Below are 23924 nucleotides of genomic sequence, written 5' to 3'. Positions count from 1 at the left end.
GAACTTCGCGGTGTGAAACGCCTGGAATTATACGGTCAACGTCTGCTGAGTCAATGGCTTTTCCCATAACCCGGCGTTTCTGCTTAATTGCTGACCGTCATCACACCGCACTCTGCTGGCGCTGCTGTGTCATCGCCTGCTGGATGATGGGAATGGGCGTCAGCAGGTGCTGGCGCATCCGTTCGCTGGCGAGGTTAGCGTCTCGTGCCAGGATCGCATCGACCAGTTCCTGATGCTGGTCATGCTTGTCTTCCAGCATCTCAACCGACAGCACCGTTTCGCGCAGCCAGATAAACCGGTAGCGCGCCGCCAGGTCAAACAGCCGCGCGCGCATCTGCAGCAGGTACTGCGAGCCACAGCCGTTTACGATAGCGCTATGGAACGCCTGGTGGCGCTGATCCCACTCCTCCAGCATCCCTTCGCTGGCCTGGCTGGCGGAGAGTTTATTCAGCATATGCGCCCGCGCCAGGATCTCCGCTTCCCATTCGTCCCCGCCGCGCGCAATCGCCAGCCCGACCAGCATCGCCTCCATGTTGGCGCGCGCATCAAAGATATCGAGCAGTTCCGTCTCCGACATCGGCGCGACGCGGTAGCCCTTCTGATTCACCACGGTGACCAGCCGCTCGGCCACCAGTTGCGAGAGCGCTTCCCGCAGCGGCCCGACACCCAGCGCGTAGCGTGAGGTCAGAAGGTTCATCCGCAGTTTCTCTTCTGGCTGCCAGACGCCGCGAATGATGTCGTTCTTAAGCAACCGGTAACCGTCAAATGAGGTTGAAGGAATCGAGGCTGTCATTGCCATGGCTCCTGCACACCAGCGGCACGCAACGACCGACCGGCGTTTTGCTGGCTGTCGAGCAGGCTCTGCACTTTACTGACAATGTGCGCACCGATTGGGATCGCTGACGTCGCGGCCGGAGACGGTGCGTTACAGGTGTGAATCGAGCGGGGCGTGGTGACGAACAGAAAATCGTCGATAAGCTTACCGTCCGGCGACACCGCCTGCGCCCTGACGCCCGCAGGCCAGGGCTGCAAATCCTCCGCACGCAGGCTGGGGCAGTACTTTTGCACCAGCCGCAGATAACCGCTTTTACACAGCGAATTCTTCATTTCATTTAACCCGGCGCGCAGGTTGCCGTTCAGTACGCGGCGGATCCCCGGCGAACGCAGGATCTCAAGCGTGTCATACAGCGAAATATCACGCTTGCGATAACCTTCACGCTTAAAGGCCAGTACCGCGTTGGGGCCGACCGTCACGCTGCCGTCGATCATGCGGGTGAGATGTACGCCGAGAAACGGCATCGCCGGATCGGGGATCGGGTAAATAAGATGGTTAACGATGCGATTATGCTGCGGCGCGAGGCGAAAATATTCCCCGCGAAACGGGCAAATAATAAAACCGGGATCACGCCCCAGCATGCTGACCAGCCGATCAGCCATCAGCCCGGCACAGGTGATAAGTGTTGAAGCTTCAAACTCCTGTCCCTGTTTTGTTCTTATTACCACGCCGGTCGCATGTTCTCGCAACGCGCTGACTTCCGCGCCATAGATAATCTCACCGCCGCTGTCGCGAAACCGTCGGGCCATGGCTTCCGTCACGTCGCGATAGCTGACAATGCCGCTGGAAGGGACAAAAATGCCGCCCAGCCCGCGAATATTCGGTTCGCGCTCGCGCAGTTCTTCCGCGCTCAGCCAGTAGCGTTCCAGTTGGTTTTCGGCAGTGCGATCCCACAGCGCCCGCATGCGTTCCATTTCCTGCGGCGAGGTGGCGACCAGCATTTTACCGCAGGTCTCGAAGCGAATGTTGTTTTGCTCGCAGAACGCTTTCGTTGCGCGGTTTCCGGCGAGGCAAAACTGCGCTTTCAGGGTGCCTGGCGTGTAATAAACCCCCGCGTGGATCACGCCGCTGTTGTGCCCGGTCTGGTGCTGTGCGGCGGCAGATTCTTTTTCCAGTAACGCAATCCGGGCGTCAGGGTAAACGCCCGCCAGCTGCATGGCGGTCGACATACCAATGATGCCGCCGCCGATAATCACAAAATCGTACATCCAGTGAATTCCTTTCCCAATGAGGGTTTACAGCGTTGCAGGATCGCAAATATAACCACGCTGACGCATCAGCTCACGGCGCAGATCCGGGTGCGGTGTGAATCGGTCGCGCCCGTGCAGCCAGAAGAGATTGTTGATCAGCAGGAACTGGCCGACCGGCACAGGTACGGAAAGGATATGTTCGCTGGTCTCAAGCGCCTGCGAAAGTTCGCTTAACCAGACTCCCTCTTCCAGATCTTTGGGCTGCACAAACTGGTCGATGTAGCGCATGATCGGCCTTCCCTGCGTGTCGACGTCAAACACCGGATGCCAGATGTCGCGACTGACGTTTTTGCTCGGTGGCGCAGCCCAGCGCATCGGGCGGCGCGCCAGCGGATGGGCGAAGAAACGGTCCAGAGGCTCCCAGTCGTCAAGGTGCAGCAGCAGCGAATTACCGCCCTGCATGTTCTGTTCGTCGATTTTCATCATCAGCACATAATCGGTGGGCTCTTCAACATAGGTGCCGTCGTTATGCAACTCCATCACGCGATGCGGCTGCCGCAGGTAACTGTCAGAGTTATCGACGTTTTTTACCACAAAGCGAGCGTAATACTGGCCGCTCATGGCATCGAAATTGGAACGGCCAATCAGATGCGCGACGGCGGTCGCCAGTTTGACCATCTCGTCGGCTTGCTCCACGTTATCCAGCCCGGGCGCCGCGACCAGAAGCGCCCCTTCGCTGCGCGTCAGCAGTGTGTTAAACAGCAGCGGGCGCAGCTGATTGCCGCACAGATCGTCGAGGATTTTCGCTACCTGAAAACGCAGAAAGGATTTGTACTCCAGTGCCTGAATCGGCCACTGCTCCACCTCGCGCAAAAACTGCTGCGTCACCTCGTGGCTAAAAGTGAGTTCCAGCAGACGGGGCGACTGGCGCGACGGCGTCACGGTAAAACCCGTACAGGGACGGGACAGGTCGGACGGGCTCTGTTTCAGGGCAGTCAGTGCATTCATCAGAATCAATCCTCTCAAGAGATAATCAGGCAGAGATGGCGCGGTTTGTTTCGTCGTCATCACTTAAAAATATCTACATTCCTGCGAATTGCGCATAAAACAGCCTTTTTGTTTATTTTTTGTGATCGAAAGCAACATATATTTAACAAAAAAGTTCACAGCCCCTCATCCATAACTGCGAAATGTCTCAGGCGGTTTTAAGCATCGCCTGGTTTTTACTCTTTTCCCGCTTCGTAACAATGGGGTTACGGCGATGAATGAATAAAAGCCTGTAACGATTTCAGCCGCTTACCGATAGATAAGAGTATCTGGTTCGCATAAGACCTTCTGATATTCTCAGCAGGCTTACGGCGTGAGAGGGAATTTATGCGCGTGGTGTTACGCAGGGAAAGACGTCGTCGCAATGTGACTCCGGTATGCGGGTCGCGCTTACCGTTACCGCACTATGCGCTGGTGGATCGCCTCGATTTGCTGGCGCAGCCAGTCGCCACCCGTGCCGCCTCCCTGAACGATACGCTGATCCTGGTGACGCACGACAATTACCTGGCCAACGGTATCCGCCACAGCCCGCCGCCACTGGCCAGTAGCACCATTTTCCCTCGTCTGGAAGAGGCGATGCATGCCCGGCAAAAATGGGTTTCCGCACGCATGATTATCGACCTCAACGGCAGCACCACCTCTGTACTCGACCTTTTGCATCAACTGCATCTCATTAGCCGCCAGAAGCCTGACCTGGCGTTTGACCTGTTGACGACTGCGGATGATCCGGAAATCGTGCGTTTTATTGAGGCGAGCTGCCTGTGTCGCATCATTGACCGACGCTTCACCGTAAGCGGCGTGCAACAGGCGCTGGCGTTTCCGCGCGTGGTTTTTGATAACCCCAGAGAACGGTTTATCGGCCGGGAGTGGGACATTATTTGTCTGATGGCGCGAGGCATGACGCTCCGCAACATCGCCACGCTACAGCAGCGTCCCTACCACCGCATTATTTATCGACTCACCCGAGTGCTTACGTTATTGAAATTACAGAAACGGCAGCAGTTTATTCGCCTGTTACAACGGCTCAATCAATATCATCCCGGCAAATGATTTCGCACGCGTAAGAAATTACTTAATTTATTGTTAAATGATAGTTAACTATTAACATTTATAAAACAATTATAACTATTCCTAAAAACAGGACTTCATCAGAATTTATCACCAGATTACAACCAACAACTGGTTAATATTGCTGCTAATATCTTTCAGTACAGCCGGTGGAGAACGGATCTTCGATGAAAATATCAACAACAGGCGGTTATTGATAAGTAAAGTACAACCACTACAGAACATCCTGCTGTATTGAGCGCAACTCGCGAGATCGACAACAAATCGCAATAAACAGCCATACAACTGCGATATTGTCTGAATTCCGTCACCAGTTTAACTTTTGCCATGATGATAAACATTCAGAAATCTATTTAACAACAGAGCAACAACCAGTCATTAATGTTGTTTTTCCTGATTAACACAACCGTTGATCTCATCATGATTATAATTTTCAGCCAGTTACACCAAAACAAAAAACATAGTTACCTGTCATCAGAACATCCTAATTGGTAAAGCTTTTTGTCGATTTCACAGGCTTTTCCAGGAAAAGTTACACGGTATAATCAGCAACGTCAGGATGAGCAATAATAATATGACATTGTGTTTATTGATCTTTTCGCAGAATAAATAAACCGCATTCAAATGATTCATAGCTACAAAAACAGGGACGCTTTTGCACTTTCCATGGAAACATACTTCAGTATCAGGATTTCTTGATTTTATCCTTCCCGCTAGCGGTGGATCCGGAATGGATTCGGCACGACTGTTCTAACAATCTGAGGAATAGAAAAATGAAACCGGCTTCCGTAATAATTATGGACGAACAGCCCATCGTCAGAATGTCTATCGAAGTATTACTACATAAAAATAAAGCTATCCAGGTGGTGATGAAAACGGATGATAGTCGGGAATTACTCGATTACCTTCGCAATAATCCCACTGATATGGTTATTCTGGATATCGAATTACCGGGCACGGATGGATTTGCTCTGCTCAAAAGAATCAAAGAGATAAACGACAAAACCAAGGTATTGTTCTTATCCTCAAAGTCAGAATCTTTTTACGCCGGACGCGCCGTACGGGCGGGGGCGAACGGATTTGTCAGCAAACGAAAGGATCAAAACGACATCTATAAAGCGGTTGAAATGCTGCTGGCGGGATATTCTTTTTTTCCGTCAGCGTCACTGACGATGATCAACCATTCGCGACGTGGTGACCTTCCAGAGCTACCATTATCGAATCGTGAAGTGACGGTGTTGCGTTATCTGGCAAATGGGCTGACGAATAAAGAGATCGCCGATCAACTATTATTGAGCAACAAAACGATCAGCGCACATAAATCAAATATTTTCAGCAAACTGGGTGTTCATACCATTGTCGAACTGATTGATTATGCGAAAGCTCACGAATTATTGTAATTAATAAGAACTCCCGAGCATAACGTAATTCGGGAGTTCAGTTATTCCTCAATTATAATTAATCATAAAGGTAGCGTCCGCGTCCGCCACGCCGGGCTGAGGATCGTTCGCCGTCGCGATGTATCTGGCGAAAAACTGTAATGTCGCATTTCCCAGCGCATCCACTGCCACCGCCTGACTGGCCTGTTCTAACGGTAGTCGGGTTCGATCTTTATCGCGGATCTCCACGGCCACGTTGCTGGCCTGACTATTGCCATTTAACTTCAACAAGGTGCTGTCCTGCGTGTCAGGCGTGCCGGAAAAGGTGATGGACGCCGAGCCCGGCGGACAGCCGGTCAGCTTCAGGGTAAACGGGATCTCACTGGTGGTGCTTCCCGCCTGTCGCAACTGTTTTGTTGGCCAGCGCCCCAGTTGCACGGTTTTGTCGCTGTCACCCGCCTCCACCACGCAGGTGAAATCCACCACATTACCCCGCAGTTCAATGTTGATTTCACCCAGCGGCGTCGTCGCCTGCGCCGTCTGCGCAGTGATCAGCAGCAGCCCCGCGAGCGCGCAGCGGTTAATCATAGTCAACACGCAGATACCCCCTCGCCGTAAACGGCCCTTCGCTGGGTTTATTTCCCGTCACGCTCACCGGCCAGGCGCGAATCGACACCTGCGCCTGGGCACTGTCATTCAGCCGGAACGGGATTTTGCTGGCGATACTATTGGGTGTCAGCGGACTGCCGGCACCGTCGGCCACGATAAACCCTAAATCCGGGTTATCAGAGACCATCGCGTTGCCCTGCGCCTGTTCAGCTTCAATCCGCATACTTAGATACGCCTGCGCCTCAACGTTGGTGCATTTGATGCCAACCGTTTTCTGCTGCGCCGCAATCCCCTGCGGACGGTTGCCCGCCCCGGCCTGGCTGAACAACGACGCGCCAATGTCGCCGAAATCGAATTCCACCACGCTACCGGCGTTGATGGCACAGCTCTGCGGCACTTCGATCGTACCGCTGTAGCTGATGCTATAAACCGCCGTGGTCAGCGGATCGCCTGTTGTCGTCGTGACATAAACGCGAAACATTGTCTGTCGCGGGATCACCACCATGTTGATAAAACGCCGCGTCACCTTCAGGCGAAACACCAGCTTTGAGTCTTTTACCGGGAACGGCTGATTTTTGGAAACGTTCGGGTGATTCCCCATCTGAATGTAGTTCTGCGGCGGATAAAACACCCCGGCGTAGCTGTCGGTGATCTGCATCGCGCCGTTGAGATACTCATTCAGCTTGAGGTATTTAAACCCGCCCTCCACGCTCTGGATAGGGAAATCTGTGACATAGCTGCGTTTGGTCGTATTCCCCGACGTGCCTTTCGGGCACACCGCGTTGACCCCCACCCAGCCGGATTTATCGCTCAGTGTGACAATCTGCCCAATCTGGTTGTTGGAACTGTTAAATTTGTCGGTCAAATCGTAAAAGATATCCGTTGGCACCCCGTTTTCGTTGTAGCACACCGTGGCCAGCGCCTGGCTGGCGGGCAGTAATAGCAGCAGCGTCGCCAGCCAGACGCGTTTATTCATCACATTACCGATCACAGCGAACCTCCGTGAGGGTGATCGCCTGTTGCAGGCTCTTTTCAGGCAGACGATATGCGGCGCGGCATTGCGNAGCAAAAAGCCACTTAAGTAAATCTGCCCGTCGTCACCGACCATGCTGGTCACACCGCGCTGCGTTTCACGCACAATGGCGCCAAACGGCACCGGCTGATTGCCACGACGGGCGGTGATCAGCGCACGCACGCCAATGCGGGCATCAAACGCGGCGCGCACCACGGCGCCCTCGGTCGGCACCACGTTGCTGACGTTGTTTTCGATATCGGTATTGTTTCCCATGGTGTTGGTATCCAGCGCCACGCGGTTGTAGCGATAGACGGTGGCGTACGGCATCACGGCGTAGCCGCGCCAGTCGGTTTTCACCCCGGTCTGATTTTCAACACTNNGCGGCGGCCTGAAGGTCACGCCGTCGGCATGGCCCACCACGCCGCCCGATAGTTGCCAGTTGAGATCGTGCTGCTCACGATCGTAGTTGTAACCCATGCCCAGCGTGCCATACGTCGCCTGCCAGGTGGCACTGGCGCTGCCGGTGTAACCATTGTTGCTGGAATGCCCCTGCGTCACGCTGTAGCTCAGGTTACGCCCTTCCAGCAGCGTGCCGCTGACGCCACTCTGCCAGCTGTTTTGCCCGTCGCTGTTGCGGCTGGCGGCAACGGTAGCGTACGCACGATCGAACGCCGTATCGCGACGGTAATCCTGTCCGCTGAACAGGCTGAATGGAATCGACAGATTAAAGGATGCGATGCGGTCGGTGCCGGAAATCCCCACCGCGCGGTTCCACGACCACGCCAGCGAGTAGCTGATCCCCTGCCAGCCGCCGGAATAGCCTAGCTGATACCAGGTGTTGGTATCGCTGGTTCCCCAGTAACTTTGCTGGCTGCCGGAAAGATACAGCGAGCCGTAATCCCCCAGCGACTGTGAAATGTTGACCTGAAAGCGCCCTTTCTTGTTGAGCGTCAGATTGTGGTAGCTGATGACGTCCAGCACGCCGTCATCATCTTTGTCTTTATCGTCGTACTGATAGCCACTCATCGTTTTCCAGGTGGTGTCGTCGAGGGTATAAAAGCCTTTTGTGGAATAGCGATAGCCGAGCAGCTGGAAGTTGGTACCAAACCGGTTGAGTGATTTGGCATACAGGAAACGCAGTGACTGCCCCTCGTGCGTACTGTCGTCCACCAGCGTGCTGCGGGCATGGGTTACATCCAGCGACACCGCGCCCCAGTCGCCAAGATTTTTACCGGCACCCAGCGCCACGCCGGTGTAGTTTTCCGCCAGTTGTGAACCGCCGTACAGCGTCACGCCATTATTAAGGCCGACGATCAGCGTCCCCTGTGAGAAAAACGGTGTCGCCTGCTGTGTGTTACCGGAACGATAATCCCCCGCCACCACATCAAATTTGACGCGGCCTTCACGCTGCAGCAGCGGCACGCTGGAATACGGCACCGTGTAGCGCTGCTGGCTACCGTCTTTCTCTTCCACCGTCACCTCGAGGTCACCGCTGGAGGAGGTCGGGTTGAGATCGCTGATGGCGAACGCGCCGCTTTGCACATAGCTCTGGTACACCACATAGCCGTTCTGGCGGATCACCACTCTGGCCGGTGTCCGGGCGATGCCGCGTACCGTCGGCGCGAAGCCCTGCATGCTGTCCGGATACATGCTGTCGGAGGAGTAGAGTCGCGCGCCGCGAAAGCCGACGCTGTCAAACACATCGTTGCCAGTGTTGCTGTCGCCGAGCACCAGCTCGCTTTTCCACGGAATAATGGCTCGCTGTACCCAGGTCGCCACGTTTTTCCAGTGACTCTCATGCTGGCCGTTGTTGGTGGTGTCATTCCAGGTACCGTTATTACGCAGCCGCCAGGGGCCATAATTCAGGCCACTCAGCAGGCTGAGAAAATAGCTGTCGTCCTGGGTGCCGCGGTTGCCGCTAAAGCTGTAGTTGACCAGCGCCGCGGGGACCCCGTCGTCCCACTCTTCCGGCGCAATGTAGCCGCGGGCGCTGTTTTGCATGGCCGCCTGCGGAATACTGAAGGCGAGTTTGAGTGCCGCAAAATCAAAATTAATCTCTGCGCCGGGAAGCCGCGTGGTTAATGGTATGCAGGCGTCGTGTTGATCTTTTGCCGGTGCGGGAAAGGCCTGGCGGTTAATGCCCAACCGCGTGACCAACGCCGGATCCACGCACGGCGTTAATCCACCCGCCGCCGGGTTAGTTTTTTCCGCCGCCACAAACGGCAGATCCTGCGTGCCGATAAACTCGTCATTGCGCCAGATATCGACGCGGTAGACGCCCGCCGGTTGCTGGTTACCTTTTTCGAAGCGCGACAAATCGGCGACGCTCGCCGCATCATCCGACAGAAACGCCGGGTTGAAGTAGTTTTCAGCCCAGCTGTACGATGACCAGCAGGCGCTGAACAGTGCCAGCGTCAGCACGTTCAGGCGCGAGCAGGTTACAGAAGTCATGATAAACACCCACACGGTTGTTATAACTTCACGCTGCGCGCGGGCGTGATTGCGCCATAATCATTCACGCTCTGCCAGCTCAGCGCGCCCTGCGCCCCCGTCGGGATCGCTACCTGACCGCTGTTCTTCGGCGCCACCATCAGATTTTCCAGTTTTTTACCGGCGATATTCAGATTGACCAGCGTGATGTAATACGGCGAGGCGTTGGTCACTTTCAGCTGGTTTCCGGCGCGGGCAAACGTCAGTTGTGACAGCGCTTCTGAAGGCTGTACCGGCAGATTCGCCGGGCGCACGAACAGTTTGATGCGTGACAGGATCGCCAGTTGCAGCACGTTCTTGCCGCTGGCGTTCTCTTTATTCACCGAAGGAATGGCTTTGACGTTCATCCAGAACAGCGTCTCGCGATCGGCGGGCAGCGGCTGTCCGGCATAAATAATGCGCAGCGTGTTTTCGCTGTTGGCTTCGCTGACAAACAGCGGCGGCGTGACGACAAACGTTTTTTCTTTTTGACCGTTATTGTTTTCGATCCACGCGTTAATTAAGTAACGCTCCTGCGCATTACTGTTGGTAATAGAAAGTGAGGACTGTTTCGCATCAGCCGGATAAATAACGCGCGTCGCCCCCAGCGCAATTCCCCCTGCCGCCTGCGCAGGCAAACATATTATGAAAAATAAAAAAGCGACAATGGCTCCCGGGGTAAATAGTTTGTCCATAACGGCATACCTGTCTTTATTGTTGTAGACGAATGTCATCGTTTCAGGGATAAACCAGCGTAAACCAGACATCCGAATGAATATTGCCGGGGATCAGCGGCAACGAAATCACCCGATAGCGCGCGCTGAAATGCAGCGTCATTTCGGTGGCGTCGATGGGCTGATACGTCCGGGGTTGATCATTAGGCACAATGCGCTGCTGGTGTGAATCAAACAGGCCGAGTCCCAGACCACTGTCGCTCTGCACGCCGCCCACGCGCGTGGCGGCGACAAATACCTGCGGATCTTCCGCCGGAGTCAGCCCCTGAAACGCCACCCCCACCAGACGGGAAACCTCGCTGCGACACTCCACCAGCCGGATACCGAATGGCACCGTCACGGTAGAAAAGCTGCCAACGCCGCCAAAGGCGTTCGTGCGATACTGCCCCATATCGATACGCATTTTTTCGCTTTCCGGCGAAACCGCGCAGGCGCCGTTGACCAGCTCGCCACGTAATTGCACGTGACCGCCATCCACCACCACCCGATGCGCGCTGACCGGGGCATTCAGCGCAAAACACAGCACAAGTAAACTCAACGTCCGTATCATTCCTGCTCTCCGGCGCTGGCTCTGACGCGCCTCCTCCCTGAGGCCGGGATCGTCCTGATTGCGCTATGGCCTTATTCGTACTTCATGACAAAGGTCGCGTCGGCGTTGGCCTGACCCGGTGCTGTAGTGTCGGCAGTGGATTTATAACGCGCGCTGAAGTGCAGGGTGTTGGTGCCCTGAACCAGGTTCTGCGCGGCGGAGAACATCGCGCCGTTCGGGGTCAGTACGCTGGACGCGTTGTCCAGAATCTGGATACCCACGCCTGCCGCTGTGGTGCTGTTATCGCCGGATGCCCCCGCCAGCAGGGTGCTGTCGTCACCATCGATGGAGCCGCTGAACGCCACGGCAGCGGTTGCAGCCACGGTCGGATCGCAGTCGTTCAGTACGATGCTGAACGGGATTTTCGCGGAGGTATCACCGGTTTTGGTGAAGGTCGCGGTGCGGTACTGGCCCAGTTCTACGGTCTGGTTGGAAGACGCCGTGCTGACCGCACAAGCCGCATTCACCAGTTCGCCTTTAAAATGCACGGTGCCACCGTTAACAGACGTTGCCGCCGCATTTGCCGTGGAGGCAGCAAGGCCTAATGTTGCCACCAGTGCAGCAGCAAGAGTTTTTAATTTCATGGATTTTCCTTGAATTGAAAAAACGCACATCCGTCGCGTGCTTCCTGTACGCTCCGTGTGATTTACTATGGCGGGCAATAATAGCCGCCAGTATGCTCCCGTCTTCCTGCTGAGAGCGATTTATTCGCAGCTCGTTGCTTCGCTAATTAAATGCATTAGCGGTTATTCTCTGGAATAAAATAATGTCCCTGACACGGCGAATAAATTAACCCAACCCGCTCATACAAAATACGTATAAAGACTTTCATTACGCTCAGTCATGTCTTAAACAGGAATAAGAAAAGCCTCAGCAAGATTATGGGTTAAGCATGAAGCACTTTCGACACGGCCTGGCTGCGGGGTGCCTGCGATAAAAACGTAAACGGTGACTGACATCACGCCCCGCTTCTGACAAAATATGCGCAATCCCCCTTTTCTTTATGACAGATGGAATCTCCTCTCTGATGGCAGCAAAGATTATTGACGGTAAAACGATTGCGCAGCAGGTGCGCTCTGAGGTTGCGGAAAAAGTGAAGGCGCGTATCGCCGCCGGAAAACGCGCCCCGGGACTGGCCGTTGTGCTGGTCGGTAGTAACCCTGCATCGCAAATTTATGTTGGCAGCAAACGCAAAGCCTGCGAGGAAGTGGGTTTCATCTCCCGCTCTTACGATCTGCCTGAAACCACCACCGAAGCCGAACTGCTGGAACTCATCGATACGCTGAATGCCGATCGCGAGATTGACGGCATTCTGGTTCAGCTTCCGCTGCCGGCGGGCATTGATAACGTGAAGGTGCTGGAACGTATTGCGCCGGATAAAGACGTTGACGGCTTTCATCCCTATAACGTCGGTCGTCTGTGCCAGCGCGCGCCACGCCTGCGCCCGTGTACACCGCGCGGCATTGTGACGCTGCTGGAGCGTTATAACATCGACACCTATGGCCTGAACGCGGTGATTATTGGCGCGTCCAATATTGTCGGACGCCCGATGAGCATGGAGCTGCTGCTGGCCGGTTGCACCACCACCGTTACCCACCGCTTTACCAAAAACCTGCGCCATCACGTTGAGCATGCCGATCTGCTGATCGTCGCCGTCGGTAAACCGGGCTTTATTCCAGGCGACTGGATCAAAGAGGGTGCGATCGTAGTGGACGTCGGCATTAACCGTCTGGAAAACGGCAAAGTGGTGGGCGATGTGATTTTTGACGATGCTGCCGCGCGCGCGTCGTATATCACCCCGGTACCGGGTGGCGTTGGTCCAATGACCGTGGCAACGCTTATCCAGAACACGCTACAGGCGTGTGAAGAATATCATGATGTGGAGGAGGCATAAGTGGCCACGTTTTCGTTAGGTAAACACCCGCACGTTGAGCTGTGCGATCTGCTGAAGCTGGAAGGCTGGAGCGAAAGCGGCGCCCAGGCGAAGATTTTTATCGCCGACGGGCAGGTGACGGTGGATGGCGTGGTGGAAACCCGCAAGCGCTGCAAGATTGTCGCCGGTCAGACCGTCAGCTTTGACGGCCAGAGCATTACCATTACTGCCTGAGATGCCTGCCAACCCTCTTCGCCTGGAGAGGGTTTTCCCCCACTACCATAACGGTTAATTCTCGATCAACTTCAAAGAATCACAAACTCGTCTGCCCTGAATGTGAAAATGTAGTTGCGGCTGATATCAGATTATTCCACGATAAGTAGAACGTTCTACTATAACGTTCTACTCACTACTATAACGCGTGAAAAGCGCACACCAGGGGTCTCCACTCGGGGGAATCAGCATGAGTCTGATATCAGGTCTTGTTAAATCGTTGTCCAAACTATCGATGATTGGTCGCGCATTAATGCTGCCAATTTCATTACTGCCCGCTGCCGGTCTGCTGTTGGCCTTCGGGGATAAATTCCACCTTCCGCTGATGATGAACGCGGGTGGGGTTATCTTCGACAACCTGCCAATGCTGTTTGCGATCGGTTCAGCCGTCGGGCTGGCGTCAGAATCCGGCATTGCCGCGCTCTCTGCGGCGGTGTCGGTTTTTGTCACCAACATCACTATCAGCACCGTTCTGGGTATTACGCCGGAAATGGCGTCGCAGGGCGGGAAATACGCGATGGTAGTCGGTATTCCTACCTTACAAATGGGCGTGTTCGGGGGCCTGATTTGCGGCATCCTCGCCGCGTGGTGCTATAACCGCTTCCACGCGATGCAGTTGCCGGAATTCCTCGGCTTCTTCTCCGGCAAACGCTTTGTCGCCATCGCCACCGCGTGTCTCTCCTTCGTGCTCGGTCTGCTGCTGCCCTATATCTGGCAGCACATTCAGGCCGGTATCGACGCGCTGTCACTGGTGGTGAACGGGGATAATCAGGCTGCCTCGACGTTCATTTTTGGCCTCGTCGAACGTGCGCTGATCCCGCTCGGTCTGCACCACATCTGGTATCCGTCGTTCTGGTATTCGTTTGGTGATTACACCACCCAGGCCGGTCAGGTGATCCACGGCGACCAGACTATCTGGTTCAAAATGCTCGAAGAAGGGGTGAAATCATTCAGCAGCGACACTTACCAGAACGCCGGTAAGTTCATGCAGGGTGAGTTCCCGCTGATGCTATTCGCGCTGCCGGCGGCCTGTCTGGCGATGTATCACGAAGCGCACACTAAAAACAAAAAGATCGCCTCCGGTATTCTGTTCTCCGCCGCACTGACCTGTTTCCTGACAGGCATCACCGAGCCGGTTGAGTTCACCTTTATCTTCGTGGCGCCAATCCTCTACGTCTTTAACGCCATCATGGCCGGTCTGGCGTACATGACCATGTTCCTGCTGCATGCGCATATCGCCAAGTCGTTTTCTGCGGGCTTTATCGACTACCTGTCGTTTGGCATCGTGCCGTCGCTGAATGGCTACCAGACCAACTTCCTCAATGCGGTCATCGTCGGTATTCCGATGGCGCTGATTTACTACTTCACCTTCCGCTACGTGATCCGCCGTTTTGATGTGAAAACGCCGGGCCGTACTGAGGTGACATCAGACGCCAAAGACAAAACCGACACCGAGCTGGCGAACGAGATCATCGCGCTGCTGGGCGGTGCGCATAACATCGACTCCGTCGGTTCCTGCATCACCCGTCTGCGTCTCGAAGTCTCTAACAGCGAGAAAGTGGACAGAGACGGCCTGAACGGCGTCGGGGCGCGCGGCGTGGTCTTTGTCGGCGATAACGGCATTCAGGTGATTTTTGGTGCCAGAGCGCAATTTATTGCACAAACTATGTCGACGATGATTGGCAAATAACAGGAAAATGATACGCTGAACGTCTCCTGCTCCGGCGGGAGACGTGCGGGTATCTGGCTGATCGTTAAACTTTTTCAGGGAGTGGATTTGAAGAAAGTCAGCATTATTGATGTTGCGAAACTGGCGGGGGTTTCGGTCTCAACCGTTTCACTGGTTCTGCGCCAAAAAGGGAAAATTTCCGACGCGACCATCGAGAAAGTCCACGCCGCCATCACTGAGCTGGGTTACGTCCATAACGTCGCCGCCGCCAACCTGCGCGCTAACACCTCCAATCTCATCGGTCTGATCCTGCGCGATTTCAGCGACAGCTTTTCGATCAAGGTCATGGCCAGCATCGTCCAGGAACTGGAAAAGCAAGGCTATATGGTGTTTCTCGGCCAACCGCTGAACGATGACGATCATCTTGAGCGCTGCCTGCTGTCGTTCAAACAGCAGGGCGTCGCCGGGGTGATTTATCTCTCATCCGACGCGACCACGCTGCATCTGCCGGAGAAAATGCGCCAGTGTCCGCTGCCGCTGGTGGTGGTGTCGCAATCGTTACTGGAAGAGAACTGTCATCTGGTGATGCGCGACAACCGGCAGGCCGCCAGTCTCGCCACCCGTTACCTGATTGAGCGCGGGCATCGCAGCATCGCGTATATCGGCGGGCGCGAAAACGATATGATTCGCCAGCAGCGTCTGCTTGGTTTTCACAGCGCGTTGACGCAGTACGGCATGGTCTGGCGTGATGAAGCCACCCCGGCCTGCAGCGACGATACCCATGCCGCCAGCCTCGTCACCCGGCAACTGCTGGAAAAGAACAACACTATCACCGCCCTGCTCTGCCATTCGCCGGACGCGATGATCGGCTCCATCTCCGCCATTCACCAGGTGGGACGCACGGTGGGTAAAGACGTGTTTCTCACCCAACAGGTGGCGCTGATTGGCTTTGAAGACATGTTGCATGTGAATCTGACGTCGCCGTCGTTCACCTATGTGTCGTCCGCCAGCGAAGAGACCGGGCGCCAGGCCGCGACGCTGATGATCCGTAAACTCAAAGAGCCGGAGCTGCAGGTGCAGCGTATTACCCTGTCAGGGCAGCTTATCGCCCGGGAATCCGCCTGATTTCAGACTTTCTCTCATCGGTATCCCGCTGAGGTTGCTGCTATATTGTCCTTTTCACCCCGGATGATTTCCCAATGCCAACCATCGTTACCCATGCGGCGGTCCCGCTTTGTCTTGGATTAGGACTCGGCACCCGCGTCATTCCCCCTCGCCTGCTGCTGGCTGGCGTGGCGCTGGCAATGTTGCCGGATGCCGACGTGCTGGCATTCAAATTCGGTATCGCCTACGGCAATATTTTCGGTCATCGCGGGTTCACCCACTCGCTGCTGTTTGCATTCGTGGTGCCGCTGCTGTGCGTGCTCATCGGGCGACGATGGTTCCGCGCCGGTCTGGTACGCTGTTGGCTGTTTCTGACGGTGTCTCTGCTGTCGCATAGCCTGCTGGATTCGGTGACCACAGGCGGCAGAGGCGTTGGCTGGCTATGGCCCTGGTCGGACGAACGCTTTTTCGCCCCGTGGCAGGTGATCAAGGTCGCGCCGTTTGCACTGTCACGCTATACGACGCCTTACGGCCATCAGGTGATCATATCTGAGCTGTTGTGGGTGTGGTTGCCGGGCGTGGTGGTGATGGGGTTGTTGTGGTGGAAGCGCAAACAGTAAAACGCCCGGTAAGCGAAACGCTACCGGGCGTGACCAGACTTACTTACGTCGCCACGTCGTGCCCTGCGGGCCGTCTTCCAGCACGATGCCCATCTCGTTCAGGCGATCGCGCGCCGCATCGGCCGCCGCCCAGTCTTTCGCCTGTCGCGCTTCCAGACGCTGTTTGATCAGGGCTTCAATCTCAGCCACTTCATCGTCGTCCGCCTGCGCGCCGCTCTGCAGGAAGGTTTCCGGCTCCTGCTCCAGCAGCCCCAGCACACCGGCGAGTTTACGCATGTGTGACGCCAGCGCGTTTGCCGCCGCCATATCTTCCGTCTTCAGGCGGTTCACTTCACGCGCCATATCGAACAACACGGAATACGCTTCCGGGGTGTTGAAATCGTCGTTCATCACCTCGACAAAACGCGCTTCAAACGCGTCGCCACCCGCCGGTGCCACGGATTTATCAGTGCCGCGCAGCGCGGTATACAGACGCTCCAGCGCCGAACGCGCCTGCTTGAGGTTTTCTTCGCTGTAGTTCAGCTGGCTGCGGTAATGGCCGGACATCAGGAAGTAACGCACGGTTTCCGCGTCGTAATACTTCAGCACGTCGCGAACGGTAAAGAAGTTGCCCAGCGATTTGGACATTTTTTCGCGGTCCACCATCACCATCCCGGAGTGCATCCAGGTGTTGACGTATTCCCCGTCATGCGCACAGGTAGACTGCGCGATTTCGTTTTCATGATGCGGGAACATCAAATCCGAACCGCCGCCGTGGATATCAAAATGGGTGCCCAGCTGTTTGCAGTTCATCGCCGAACATTCGATGTGCCAGCCCGGACGCCCGTCGCCCCACGGAGACGGCCAGCTCGGCTCGCCCGCTTTGGACATTTTCCACAGCACGAAGTCCATCGGGTTGCGCTTGACGTCAACCACGTCAACGCGCGCGCCCGCCTGCAGTTGGTCCAGATCCTGACGCGACAACTTGCCGTAGGTTGGATCGGTCGGCACAGAGAACATCACGTCGCCGTTGTCCGCCACGTAAGCATGGCCACGTTCAATCAGGCGCTCGGTGATTTCAATGATTTCGTGAATATGATGTGTGGCGCGAGGTTCACTGTCCGGGCGCAGAATATTAAGTGCATCAAAATCTTTGTGCATTTCGGCGATCATACGATCAACCAGCGCGACGAAACTTTCGCCATTTTCATTGGCGCGCTTAATAATTTTATCGTCGATATCGGTGATATTACGGACGTATTTCAGTTTGTAGCCGAGGAAGCGCAAATAGCGCGTTACCACATCAAACGCCACGAACGTACGGCCGTGGCCAATATGACAGAGATCGTAAACGGTGATGCCACACACGTACATGCCGACTTCCCCGGCATGAATGGGTTTGAATTCCTCTTTCTGACGAGTCATAGTGTTGAAGATTTTTAGCATCGAAGATTCCATATATCCGTGTGTGAACGAAAAGCGCGTATTCTACCTGTAATTCAATCCTGAAGCAGCACACATTGCAAGATGATCCCGCCCCAAGGTTATGCTATAACAGCCCCCTACATCTGACCCACTGTTGGGTCTACGCACTACTCTACCGGAACAGGATGCAAAAATGGTTACTTTCCACACTAATCATGGCGATATCGTTATCAAAACTTTTGATGAAAAAGCGCCTGAAACAGTTAAGAACTTCCTGGACTATTGCCGCGAAGGTTTCTACAACAACACCATTTTCCACCGTGTAATCAATGGCTTTATGATTCAGGGCGGCGGTTTCGAGCCTGGTATGCACCAGAAAGAGACCAAAGCAGCGATTAAAAACGAAGCAAACAACGGTCTGAAAAACAGCCGTGGTACGCTGGCAATGGCCCGTACTCAGGCGCCGCACTCTGCCACCGCGCAGTTCTTCATCAACGTCGCGGATAACGACTTCCTGAACTTCTCCGGCGAAAGCCTGCAGGGCTGGGGCTACTGCGTGTTCGCGGAAGTCGTTGAAGGGATGGACGTTGTTGATAAGATCAAAGGCGTGTCTACCGGCCGCAGCGGCATGCATCAGGATGTGCCGAAAGAAGACGTTATCATCGAAAGCGTGACCGTCAGCGAGTAATCGTGGCGACACTCTTTATCGCAGACCTGCATCTGCAAGCAGAAGAACCGGCGATCACCGCCGGTTTTCTGCGTTTTTTAAACGGTGAAGCCCGACAGGCCGACGCGCTCTATATTCTGGGCGATCTGTTTGAAGCGTGGATCGGCGATGACGACCCGAACCCGTTGCACCGTGACATTGCCGCCGCCCTCCACGCGCTGGTGGATGCGGGCGTTCCCTGTTATTTCATGCACGGCAACCGTGATTTCCTCGTCGGCAAACGCTTTGCCCGGGAAAGCGGGATGATCCTGTTGCCTGAAGAAAAGGTGCTGGAAATTAGCGGTCGTCGCGTGCTGATCATGCATGGCGATACGCTCTGTACCGACGATACCGGTTATCAGGCGTTTCGCAAAAAAGTCCACACGCCGTGGATCCAGACCCTGTTTCTCGCCCTGCCGCTGTTTATCCGTCAGAAAATTGCCGCCCGCATGCGCGCAGGCAGTAAAGCGGCGAACAGCAGCAAATCGCTGGATGTCATGGACGTCAACCCGCAGGCGGTAGTGAACGTGATGGAAAAACATGATGTGCAGTGGCTGATTCATGGGCACACACATCGTCCAGCCATCCATTCCCTGCAGGCCAACGGCAACGACGCGTTTCGCGCGGTGCTGGGCGCCTGGCACCATGAAGGGTCGATGATCAAAGTCACGGCTGAGAACGTTGAACTCATTGCCTTCCCGTTTTAAATTTTCTTTTCTCATTATGTTCTACTGATGTAGATCATCATCCCGGGTAGCGGGACCGCTATGCTGAAACGCAATAACCAATATTGCGGGATCGTTATGAACATAGAACGTGATTTTATCCATGAGGTTGTTAATAATTTCTATAACAGCATCATGCAGGATGGTGATTTATGTGGCTACTCGGACGCATCACCAGCAAATGGCAATTATGATGATGAAATTTATCAAAAACTCTATGCTCTGAAATACCTTCCCGCTTATTATTTCGAATATTGCGTTCTTGCCACAAAACTTGTCAACAGATTGAAAAACAATGGGGCAGATGAAATAAATGTCTCTTCTTTTGGCTGTGGGCTCTATCCGGATTACTTTGCGCTTCTGCACAATCTGCAAGATATTGAGTTTGATTATTACGGTTACGACATCTGCAAATGGAAAACAAGAAATTTACTTCCTGAAAGCGAGGATAACCTGTGCTTAAAAACGATGTCCATTTCCAACATAACGCAAACTGCGCTTGATGATACGGATGTTTTTATCTTTCCAAAATCCCTGGGTGATATTGCTGAAAACATTGATATGCCTTCGTTCGCCAGGAAAATAGCCAGTACGCCGAAGGATACCGTTTACTTCCTTAACTCTTTTATTACCGTCAATCACAATCTTAACCGCCATCACGTTGAACTGTTCTCTCACTTCCATGACGCTCTGTTAAAGCAGGGTTTCACTACCGATGACCCCAGTGACGAGACGTTTTACCGGGGAGACCACGAATTCCAGGGTCTGAAAGGGATAAATTACGGTTTCGACTATCCGGATGGAATACATCTTTGCGAAGAAGGCGCTGAACTTGATTGTAAATGCCGGGTCGTCCATAGCCCGGTAATGAAGAACAGCTATATGAACTATCAAATCCTGGAATACACGCGATGATCATCAGCGCCAGTCGCCGGACAGACATTCCTGCGTTTTATAGCGAATGGTTGATGAACCGTATTCGTGCCGGTTTTTTGCTGACCCGTAATCCGTTTAATTATCATCAGGTATCGCGCGTTTCGCTGCTGCCTGAAGATGTCGACGCGATTGTGTTCTGGACGCGCAACCCAACAAAATTACTTCCTTACCTTGATGAGCTGACCGAGCTCGGGCATCGCTTTTATTTCCAGTTCACCATCACGGGTTACCCGCGCGCGCTGGAAGCGAAAACCCTCAACCCGCATAAGGCTCTCGACGTATTCAAGCAGTTGTCTGCAAAAGTGGGCGCTGACAAAGTTATCTGGCGTTACGATCCCATTCTGTTCTCGAATATGCTGCCCTTTGACGAGCATCTGCGCCTGTTCAGCAAACTGGCGGGTGAACTGGAAGGCCATACCCGCCGTGTCGTAATTAGCTTTGCGGACTTCTATCAGAAAACCGAAAAGAACCTGAAAACTGTCGATACGCTTGTTTATAGCGATATTACCCACAACCATGAACTCTGTTTGTCGCTGTCGCAAAAGATGGCGGACATCGCCCGGCAGCATGATCTGGCGATTTATTCCTGTGCCGAGGACGTTGACCTGGCGACACAGGGCATTCAGCATGGCAAATGCATTGACGAAGCGCTAATCAACAACCTGTTTGGCCTGTTACTGGCAAACAACAAAGATCCCGGTCAGCGCGAGGCCTGCGGTTGTGTCAAAAGCGTGGATATCGGCGTGTATAATACCTGTCTGCACGGATGCAAATATTGCTATGCCACTTTCAATCACAGCCAGGCCAACACCAATTTCAAAAAACACGATCCGCACAGTCCCTTTTTACTCGGTAATGCTGAAGGCGTGGATCCCCACCTGCTACAGCCGGTGATCTTCCAGCAGAATTTATTCTGACCCTGTTTTGATGTCGCGTTCTCAGGACGCGCAACCGTTTTCCTTGCCGGTTTTCCGTGCTATTCTCTGTGCCCTCTGCAGCAGTGTGTATGACACCCACAGGAGTTTTAAGACGCATGTCTTCCCGCACTAATCCGGCACGTATCGCCATCGTTATGGGGTCCAAAAGCGACTGGGCAACCATGCAGTTTGCCAGCGACATCCTCGACACCCTGAATGTTCCGTACCATACCGAAGTGGTTTCCGCTCACCGCACCCCTGACAAACTGTTCAGCTTTGCCGAAAGCGCGGAAGCGAACGGCTATCAGGTGATTATTGCGGGCGCGGGCGGCGCGGCACATCTGCCGGGCATGATTGCCGCGAAAACGCTGGTGCCAGTACTGGGCGTGCCGGTGCAAAGCGCCGCGCTGAGCGGCGTGGACAGCCTCTACTCCATCGTCCAGATGCCGCGCGGTATTCCGGTGGGAACGCTGGCGATCGGCAAAGCCGGTGCGGCAAACGCGGCACTGCTGGCCGCACAAATTCTCGCCCAGCACGATGCGGCGCTGCACCAGCGCCTGAGCGACTGGCGTAAGGCCCAGACCGACGAAGTACTGAATAACCCGGATCCGCGGGGTGAGGCATGAAGCAGGTCTGCGTGCTCGGTAATGGTCAACTGGGTCGGATGCTGCGCCAGGCGGGTGAACCGTTGGGCATTACCGTCTGGCCGGTCGGTCTGGAGGCCGATCCGGAAGCTGTGCCGTTTCATCAGAGCGTGATCACCGCGGAAATCGAACGCTGGCCGGAAACGGCGCTGACCCGCGAACTGGCGCGTCACCCGGCGTTCGTCAACCGCGACGTATTTCCGATTATCGCCGACCGCCTGACGCAAAGCGGGCAGACGCCAGCGAGTGGCCGGGCGTGTTTGCGCGTCTTGGCGAGCTGGCTATCGTTAAGCGCCGCACCGGCGGTTACGACGGTCGCGGCCAGTGGCGTCTTCGCGCCGGTGAAACCGACGAACTACCGCAGGACTGCTACGGCGAATGCATCGTTGAGCAGGGCATTAATTTCTCCGGTGAAGTTTCGCTGGTGGGCGCCCGCGCTCACGACGGCAGCACCGTGTTTTACCCGCTGACGCACAACCTGCATCAGGAAGGGATTTTGCGCGTCAGCGTGGCCTTTCCGCAGGCCGATGCCCGCCAGCAGGCGCAGGCTGAGAACATGCTCACCGCCATCATGAACGAGTTGGATTATGTCGGCGTGATGGCGATGGAGTGTTTTATCACCCCGGCCGGTTTGCTGATCAACGAACTGGCGCCGCGCGTGCACAACAGCGGCCACTGGACGCAGAACGGCNNCGGCACCGACCTAAATTATGACTGGCTGAAGCTGCCGCTGGTGCATCTGCACTGGTACGACAAAGAGGTGCGTCCGGGCCGCAAAGTCGGGCACCTCAATCTGAACGACAGCGATACCGACAGGCTGCACGCCACGCTGGAAGCGCTGACGACGCTTCTGCCTGCCGAGTACGCCAGCGGTATCGTCTGGGCGCAAAATCGTCTGAAATAACCTCTCTTGCCGGGGAATCCCGCTTTCCCCTCTTCCCCGGCACACCTCCTGGCGCGTAGAATTCCCCGATGCCTTTACCGGCTTCAGCTTTTTACAGAANNCCCGCCGTGACCCTTCCGCTGATGGACGACGACGAACGTGCCGCTGTCGGTACCTGCTATAAGCGCCAGGGCTCGGAAGCCGCGCTGGCGCTCGGTCATCAGTTGGTCAGCGGCGAAAAACGTGCGAAACGCATCACCGCCTGGCGCGAGGCCTGCGCCCGTGCGCCGCAGGGCTATCTGTGCTGCGCCCGCGGCGGGCAGCGCTCGCATATCGTTCAGCAGTGGCTGAAAGCGAGCGGTGTTGATTTCCCGTTAGTGGTCGGCGGTTATAAAGCGCTGCGTCAGGCCGCCATTCAGGCGACGGAAACACTGGTGCAGCACCCGCTGGTGCTGGTCGGCGGCTGTACCGGCAACGGCAAAACGCAGCTGGTGCGCGAGATGGCTCAGGGTATCGATCTCGAAGGGCTGGCGCATCACCGTGGCTCATCGTTTGGCCGTACGCTGCAGGCACAACTGCCGCAAGCGACGTTCGAGAACCACCTGGCCGTCGCATTACTGAAAAACGCGCAGCACAACGACAACGTGCGCTGGGTGCTGGAAGATGAAGGCCATATGATTGGTGCCAACCACCTGCCGGAATGCCTGCGCGAGCGTATGGCGCAGTCGCCGATTGCGGTGGTAGAAGATCCCTTTGACGTGCGTCTTGAACGGCTGCGGGAAGAGTATTTCACCCGCATGCATCATGATTTTATCGCTGCGATGGGCGAAGAAACGGGCTGGCAGGAATACAGTGCGTATTTGCATCACGGGCTGTTCGCCATTCGTCGCCGTCTCGGGTTACAGCGTTTTGCCCAGTTGACCGATTACCTCGACACCGCCCTGCTGCAACAGCAGCGAACAGGCTCTACAGAAGCGCATTTTAGCTGGCTGGTGCCGCTGCTGAACGAGTATTACGATCCGATGTACCGCTATCAGCTGGAGCGAAAAGCCGGCAACATCGTTTTTCGCGGCAACTGGCAGAGCGTGAAGGCGTGGCTGAGAAAATAGCCTGAAAAAGCAGGCGGGAAGCCCCGCCTGCTGGCGTTTATCAGAAGTCGTAACGCAGACGCACCAGGTTCATATCACCCAGATCGTCGGTGCTGGACGTAAAGACGTGTTCATAATCAACACGGA

Annotated in this window: 22 protein-coding genes and 3 pseudogenes; 14 read left to right on the top strand and 11 right to left on the bottom strand. The window is 55.1% G+C overall.

What is annotated here, in order from left to right:
* Window positions 1-100: 100 nt before the first annotated feature.
* The 3 genes from csiR to glaH are packed head-to-tail and all read right to left on the bottom strand — an operon-like array spanning window position 101 to window position 3033.
* Window positions 101-793 (bottom strand): DNA-binding transcriptional regulator CsiR, encoded by a 693-nt coding sequence (csiR, locus tag GM30_RS01815; RefSeq protein ID WP_049847255.1) that lies wholly within the window; start codon window positions 791-793, stop codon window positions 101-103.
* Entirely contained in the window at window positions 790-2043 is a 1254-nt protein-coding gene (lhgO, locus tag GM30_RS01810; RefSeq protein ID WP_049847254.1) for an L-2-hydroxyglutarate oxidase, read from the bottom strand. Before lhgO ends, csiR begins: the two co-directional genes overlap by 4 nt.
* 27 nt (window positions 2044-2070) lie before the next feature.
* The gene (gene glaH / locus GM30_RS01805) at window positions 2071-3033 is read right to left on the bottom strand and encodes a glutarate dioxygenase GlaH (RefSeq protein WP_049847253.1); all 963 of its coding nucleotides are present in this window, start codon (window positions 3031-3033) and stop codon (window positions 2071-2073) included.
* Window positions 3034-3399: 366 nt separating this feature from the next.
* Here glaH and GM30_RS01800 point away from each other — a divergent pair, with 366 nt between their 5' ends.
* Complete coding sequence (locus GM30_RS01800) at window positions 3400-4122, top strand: hypothetical protein (RefSeq protein WP_049847252.1); 723 nt, start codon at window positions 3400-3402, stop codon at window positions 4120-4122.
* Between the two features lie 791 nt (window positions 4123-4913).
* Window positions 4914-5540, top strand: coding sequence for a fimbria biosynthesis transcriptional regulator FimZ (gene fimZ, locus GM30_RS01795; RefSeq protein ID WP_049847251.1), 627 nt, complete (start codon window positions 4914-4916; stop codon window positions 5538-5540).
* Between the two features lie 48 nt (window positions 5541-5588).
* Here the strand turns inward: fimZ and sfmF are convergent, their stop codons facing one another.
* The 6 genes and pseudogenes from sfmF to fimA all read right to left on the bottom strand — a co-directional run bounded on the left by sfmF (window position 5589) and on the right by fimA (window position 11519).
* Window positions 5589-6107 (bottom strand): fimbria assembly protein, encoded by a 519-nt coding sequence (gene sfmF, locus GM30_RS01790; RefSeq protein WP_049847250.1) that lies wholly within the window; start codon window positions 6105-6107, stop codon window positions 5589-5591.
* Complete coding sequence (gene fimH, locus GM30_RS01785) at window positions 6100-7104, bottom strand: type 1 fimbria D-mannose specific adhesin FimH (RefSeq protein ID WP_049857526.1); 1005 nt, start codon at window positions 7102-7104, stop codon at window positions 6100-6102. Before fimH ends, sfmF begins: the two co-directional genes overlap by 8 nt.
* A gap of 4 nt (window positions 7105-7108) precedes the next feature.
* Window positions 7109-9594, bottom strand: a pseudogene (fimD, locus tag GM30_RS01780) (outer membrane usher protein FimD).
* Between the two features lie 20 nt (window positions 9595-9614).
* Window positions 9615-10307, bottom strand: a complete 693-nt coding sequence (fimC, locus tag GM30_RS01775) for a type 1 fimbria chaperone FimC (RefSeq protein ID WP_049847248.1) — start codon at window positions 10305-10307, stop codon at window positions 9615-9617.
* A gap of 43 nt (window positions 10308-10350) precedes the next feature.
* Window positions 10351-10896: a type 1 fimbrial protein subunit FimI gene (fimI, locus tag GM30_RS01770; protein ID WP_049847247.1), complete on the bottom strand. Its 546-nt coding sequence runs from the start codon at window positions 10894-10896 to the stop codon at window positions 10351-10353.
* Window positions 10897-10967: 71 nt separating this feature from the next.
* Window positions 10968-11519 carry a type 1 fimbrial major subunit FimA gene (fimA, locus tag GM30_RS01765; protein WP_155483896.1) on the bottom strand — a complete coding sequence of 184 codons (552 nt, stop codon included), beginning with the start codon at window positions 11517-11519 and terminating at the stop codon, window positions 10968-10970.
* A gap of 443 nt (window positions 11520-11962) precedes the next feature.
* On the opposite strand from fimA, the gene folD reads away from it, so the two are divergent.
* The 5 genes from folD (at window position 11963) to GM30_RS01740 (ending at window position 16474) form a co-directional block, all read left to right on the top strand.
* Window positions 11963-12829: a bifunctional methylenetetrahydrofolate dehydrogenase/methenyltetrahydrofolate cyclohydrolase FolD gene (folD, locus tag GM30_RS01760; protein WP_049847245.1), complete on the top strand. Its 867-nt coding sequence runs from the start codon at window positions 11963-11965 to the stop codon at window positions 12827-12829.
* Window positions 12830-13042 (top strand): ribosome-associated protein YbcJ, encoded by a 213-nt coding sequence (ybcJ, locus tag GM30_RS01755; RefSeq protein WP_049847244.1) that lies wholly within the window; start codon window positions 12830-12832, stop codon window positions 13040-13042.
* A gap of 229 nt (window positions 13043-13271) precedes the next feature.
* A complete protein-coding gene (locus tag GM30_RS01750; protein ID WP_049847243.1) occupies window positions 13272-14771 on the top strand; it encodes a PTS transporter subunit EIIC in 1500 nt (499 codons plus the stop codon).
* Between the two features lie 87 nt (window positions 14772-14858).
* Entirely contained in the window at window positions 14859-15875 is a 1017-nt protein-coding gene (gene malI / locus GM30_RS01745) for a Mal regulon transcriptional regulator MalI (protein ID WP_049847242.1), read from the top strand.
* 74 nt (window positions 15876-15949) lie between these two features.
* Window positions 15950-16474 carry a metal-dependent hydrolase gene (locus tag GM30_RS01740; protein ID WP_049847241.1) on the top strand — a complete coding sequence of 175 codons (525 nt, stop codon included), beginning with the start codon at window positions 15950-15952 and terminating at the stop codon, window positions 16472-16474.
* Between the two features lie 39 nt (window positions 16475-16513).
* Here GM30_RS01740 and cysS read toward each other — a convergent pair whose 3' ends face one another.
* Window positions 16514-17899: a cysteine--tRNA ligase gene (gene cysS / locus GM30_RS01735; RefSeq protein WP_049847240.1), complete on the bottom strand. Its 1386-nt coding sequence runs from the start codon at window positions 17897-17899 to the stop codon at window positions 16514-16516.
* A gap of 172 nt (window positions 17900-18071) precedes the next feature.
* On the opposite strand from cysS, the gene ppiB reads away from it, so the two are divergent.
* From ppiB to mnmH, 7 genes and pseudogenes are all read left to right on the top strand, one after another.
* Complete coding sequence (gene ppiB, locus GM30_RS01730) at window positions 18072-18566, top strand: peptidylprolyl isomerase B (RefSeq protein ID WP_049847239.1); 495 nt, start codon at window positions 18072-18074, stop codon at window positions 18564-18566.
* Window positions 18567-18568: 2 nt separating this feature from the next.
* Window positions 18569-19291: a UDP-2,3-diacylglucosamine diphosphatase gene (lpxH, locus tag GM30_RS01725; protein ID WP_049847238.1), complete on the top strand. Its 723-nt coding sequence runs from the start codon at window positions 18569-18571 to the stop codon at window positions 19289-19291.
* 60 nt (window positions 19292-19351) lie between these two features.
* Entirely contained in the window at window positions 19352-20224 is an 873-nt protein-coding gene (locus GM30_RS01720) for a hypothetical protein (RefSeq protein WP_049847237.1), read from the top strand.
* On the top strand, window positions 20221-21162 hold the full coding sequence (locus tag GM30_RS01715) for a DUF1848 domain-containing protein (RefSeq protein ID WP_049847236.1): 942 nt from the start codon (window positions 20221-20223) through the stop codon (window positions 21160-21162). The genes GM30_RS01720 and GM30_RS01715 overlap by 4 nt, the downstream gene beginning before the upstream one ends.
* A 116-nt stretch (window positions 21163-21278) precedes the next feature.
* Entirely contained in the window at window positions 21279-21788 is a 510-nt protein-coding gene (purE, locus tag GM30_RS01710) for a 5-(carboxyamino)imidazole ribonucleotide mutase (protein WP_049847235.1), read from the top strand.
* Window positions 21785-22710 (top strand): annotated as a pseudogene (locus tag GM30_RS01705) (ATP-grasp domain-containing protein). The gene purE and the pseudogene GM30_RS01705 overlap by 4 nt, the downstream one beginning before the upstream one ends.
* A 104-nt stretch (window positions 22711-22814) precedes the next feature.
* Window positions 22815-23798: pseudogene (gene mnmH / locus GM30_RS01700) on the top strand (tRNA 2-selenouridine(34) synthase MnmH); the annotation flags it as partial.
* A 40-nt stretch (window positions 23799-23838) separates the two neighbouring features.
* Here mnmH and GM30_RS26915 read toward each other — a convergent pair.
* Window positions 23839-23924 (bottom strand): hypothetical protein (locus tag GM30_RS26915; RefSeq protein ID WP_238582588.1); only part of this gene is annotated, 86 nt, incomplete at its 5' end.

Source organism: Trabulsiella odontotermitis (genome assembly GCF_001188485.1).
GTDB lineage: Bacteria > Pseudomonadota > Gammaproteobacteria > Enterobacterales > Enterobacteriaceae > Trabulsiella > Trabulsiella odontotermitis_A.
Note: the sequence above shows the minus strand (reverse complement) of the source record. Positions and strands in the feature narration are given on the sequence as shown.

What these genes read in the sequence shown, in the direction of transcription:
- csiR (WP_049847255.1), bottom strand. Translation starts at nt 793, where the DNA reads ATGACAGCCTCGATTCCTTCAACCTCATTTGACGGTTACCGGTTGCTT.
- lhgO (WP_049847254.1), bottom strand. Translation starts at nt 2,043, where the DNA reads ATGTACGATTTTGTGATTATCGGCGGCGGCATCATTGGTATGTCGACC.
- glaH (WP_049847253.1), bottom strand. Translation starts at nt 3,033, where the DNA reads ATGAATGCACTGACTGCCCTGAAACAGAGCCCGTCCGACCTGTCCCGT.
- GM30_RS01800 (WP_049847252.1), top strand. Translation starts at nt 3,400, where the DNA reads ATGCGCGTGGTGTTACGCAGGGAAAGACGTCGTCGCAATGTGACTCCG.
- fimZ (WP_049847251.1), top strand. Translation starts at nt 4,914, where the DNA reads ATGAAACCGGCTTCCGTAATAATTATGGACGAACAGCCCATCGTCAGA.
- sfmF (WP_049847250.1), bottom strand. Translation starts at nt 6,107, where the DNA reads ATGATTAACCGCTGCGCGCTCGCGGGGCTGCTGCTGATCACTGCGCAG.
- fimH (WP_049857526.1), bottom strand. Translation starts at nt 7,104, where the DNA reads ATGAATAAACGCGTCTGGCTGGCGACGCTGCTGCTATTACTGCCCGCC.
- fimC (WP_049847248.1), bottom strand. Translation starts at nt 10,307, where the DNA reads ATGGACAAACTATTTACCCCGGGAGCCATTGTCGCTTTTTTATTTTTC.
- fimI (WP_049847247.1), bottom strand. Translation starts at nt 10,896, where the DNA reads ATGATACGGACGTTGAGTTTACTTGTGCTGTGTTTTGCGCTGAATGCC.
- fimA (WP_155483896.1), bottom strand. Translation starts at nt 11,519, where the DNA reads ATGAAATTAAAAACTCTTGCTGCTGCACTGGTGGCAACATTAGGCCTT.
- folD (WP_049847245.1), top strand. Translation starts at nt 11,963, where the DNA reads ATGGCAGCAAAGATTATTGACGGTAAAACGATTGCGCAGCAGGTGCGC.
- GM30_RS01750 (WP_049847243.1), top strand. Translation starts at nt 13,272, where the DNA reads ATGAGTCTGATATCAGGTCTTGTTAAATCGTTGTCCAAACTATCGATG.
- GM30_RS01740 (WP_049847241.1), top strand. Translation starts at nt 15,950, where the DNA reads ATGCCAACCATCGTTACCCATGCGGCGGTCCCGCTTTGTCTTGGATTA.
- cysS (WP_049847240.1), bottom strand. Translation starts at nt 17,899, where the DNA reads ATGCTAAAAATCTTCAACACTATGACTCGTCAGAAAGAGGAATTCAAA.
- ppiB (WP_049847239.1), top strand. Translation starts at nt 18,072, where the DNA reads ATGGTTACTTTCCACACTAATCATGGCGATATCGTTATCAAAACTTTT.
- GM30_RS01720 (WP_049847237.1), top strand. Translation starts at nt 19,352, where the DNA reads ATGCTGAAACGCAATAACCAATATTGCGGGATCGTTATGAACATAGAA.
- GM30_RS01715 (WP_049847236.1), top strand. Translation starts at nt 20,221, where the DNA reads ATGATCATCAGCGCCAGTCGCCGGACAGACATTCCTGCGTTTTATAGC.
- purE (WP_049847235.1), top strand. Translation starts at nt 21,279, where the DNA reads ATGTCTTCCCGCACTAATCCGGCACGTATCGCCATCGTTATGGGGTCC.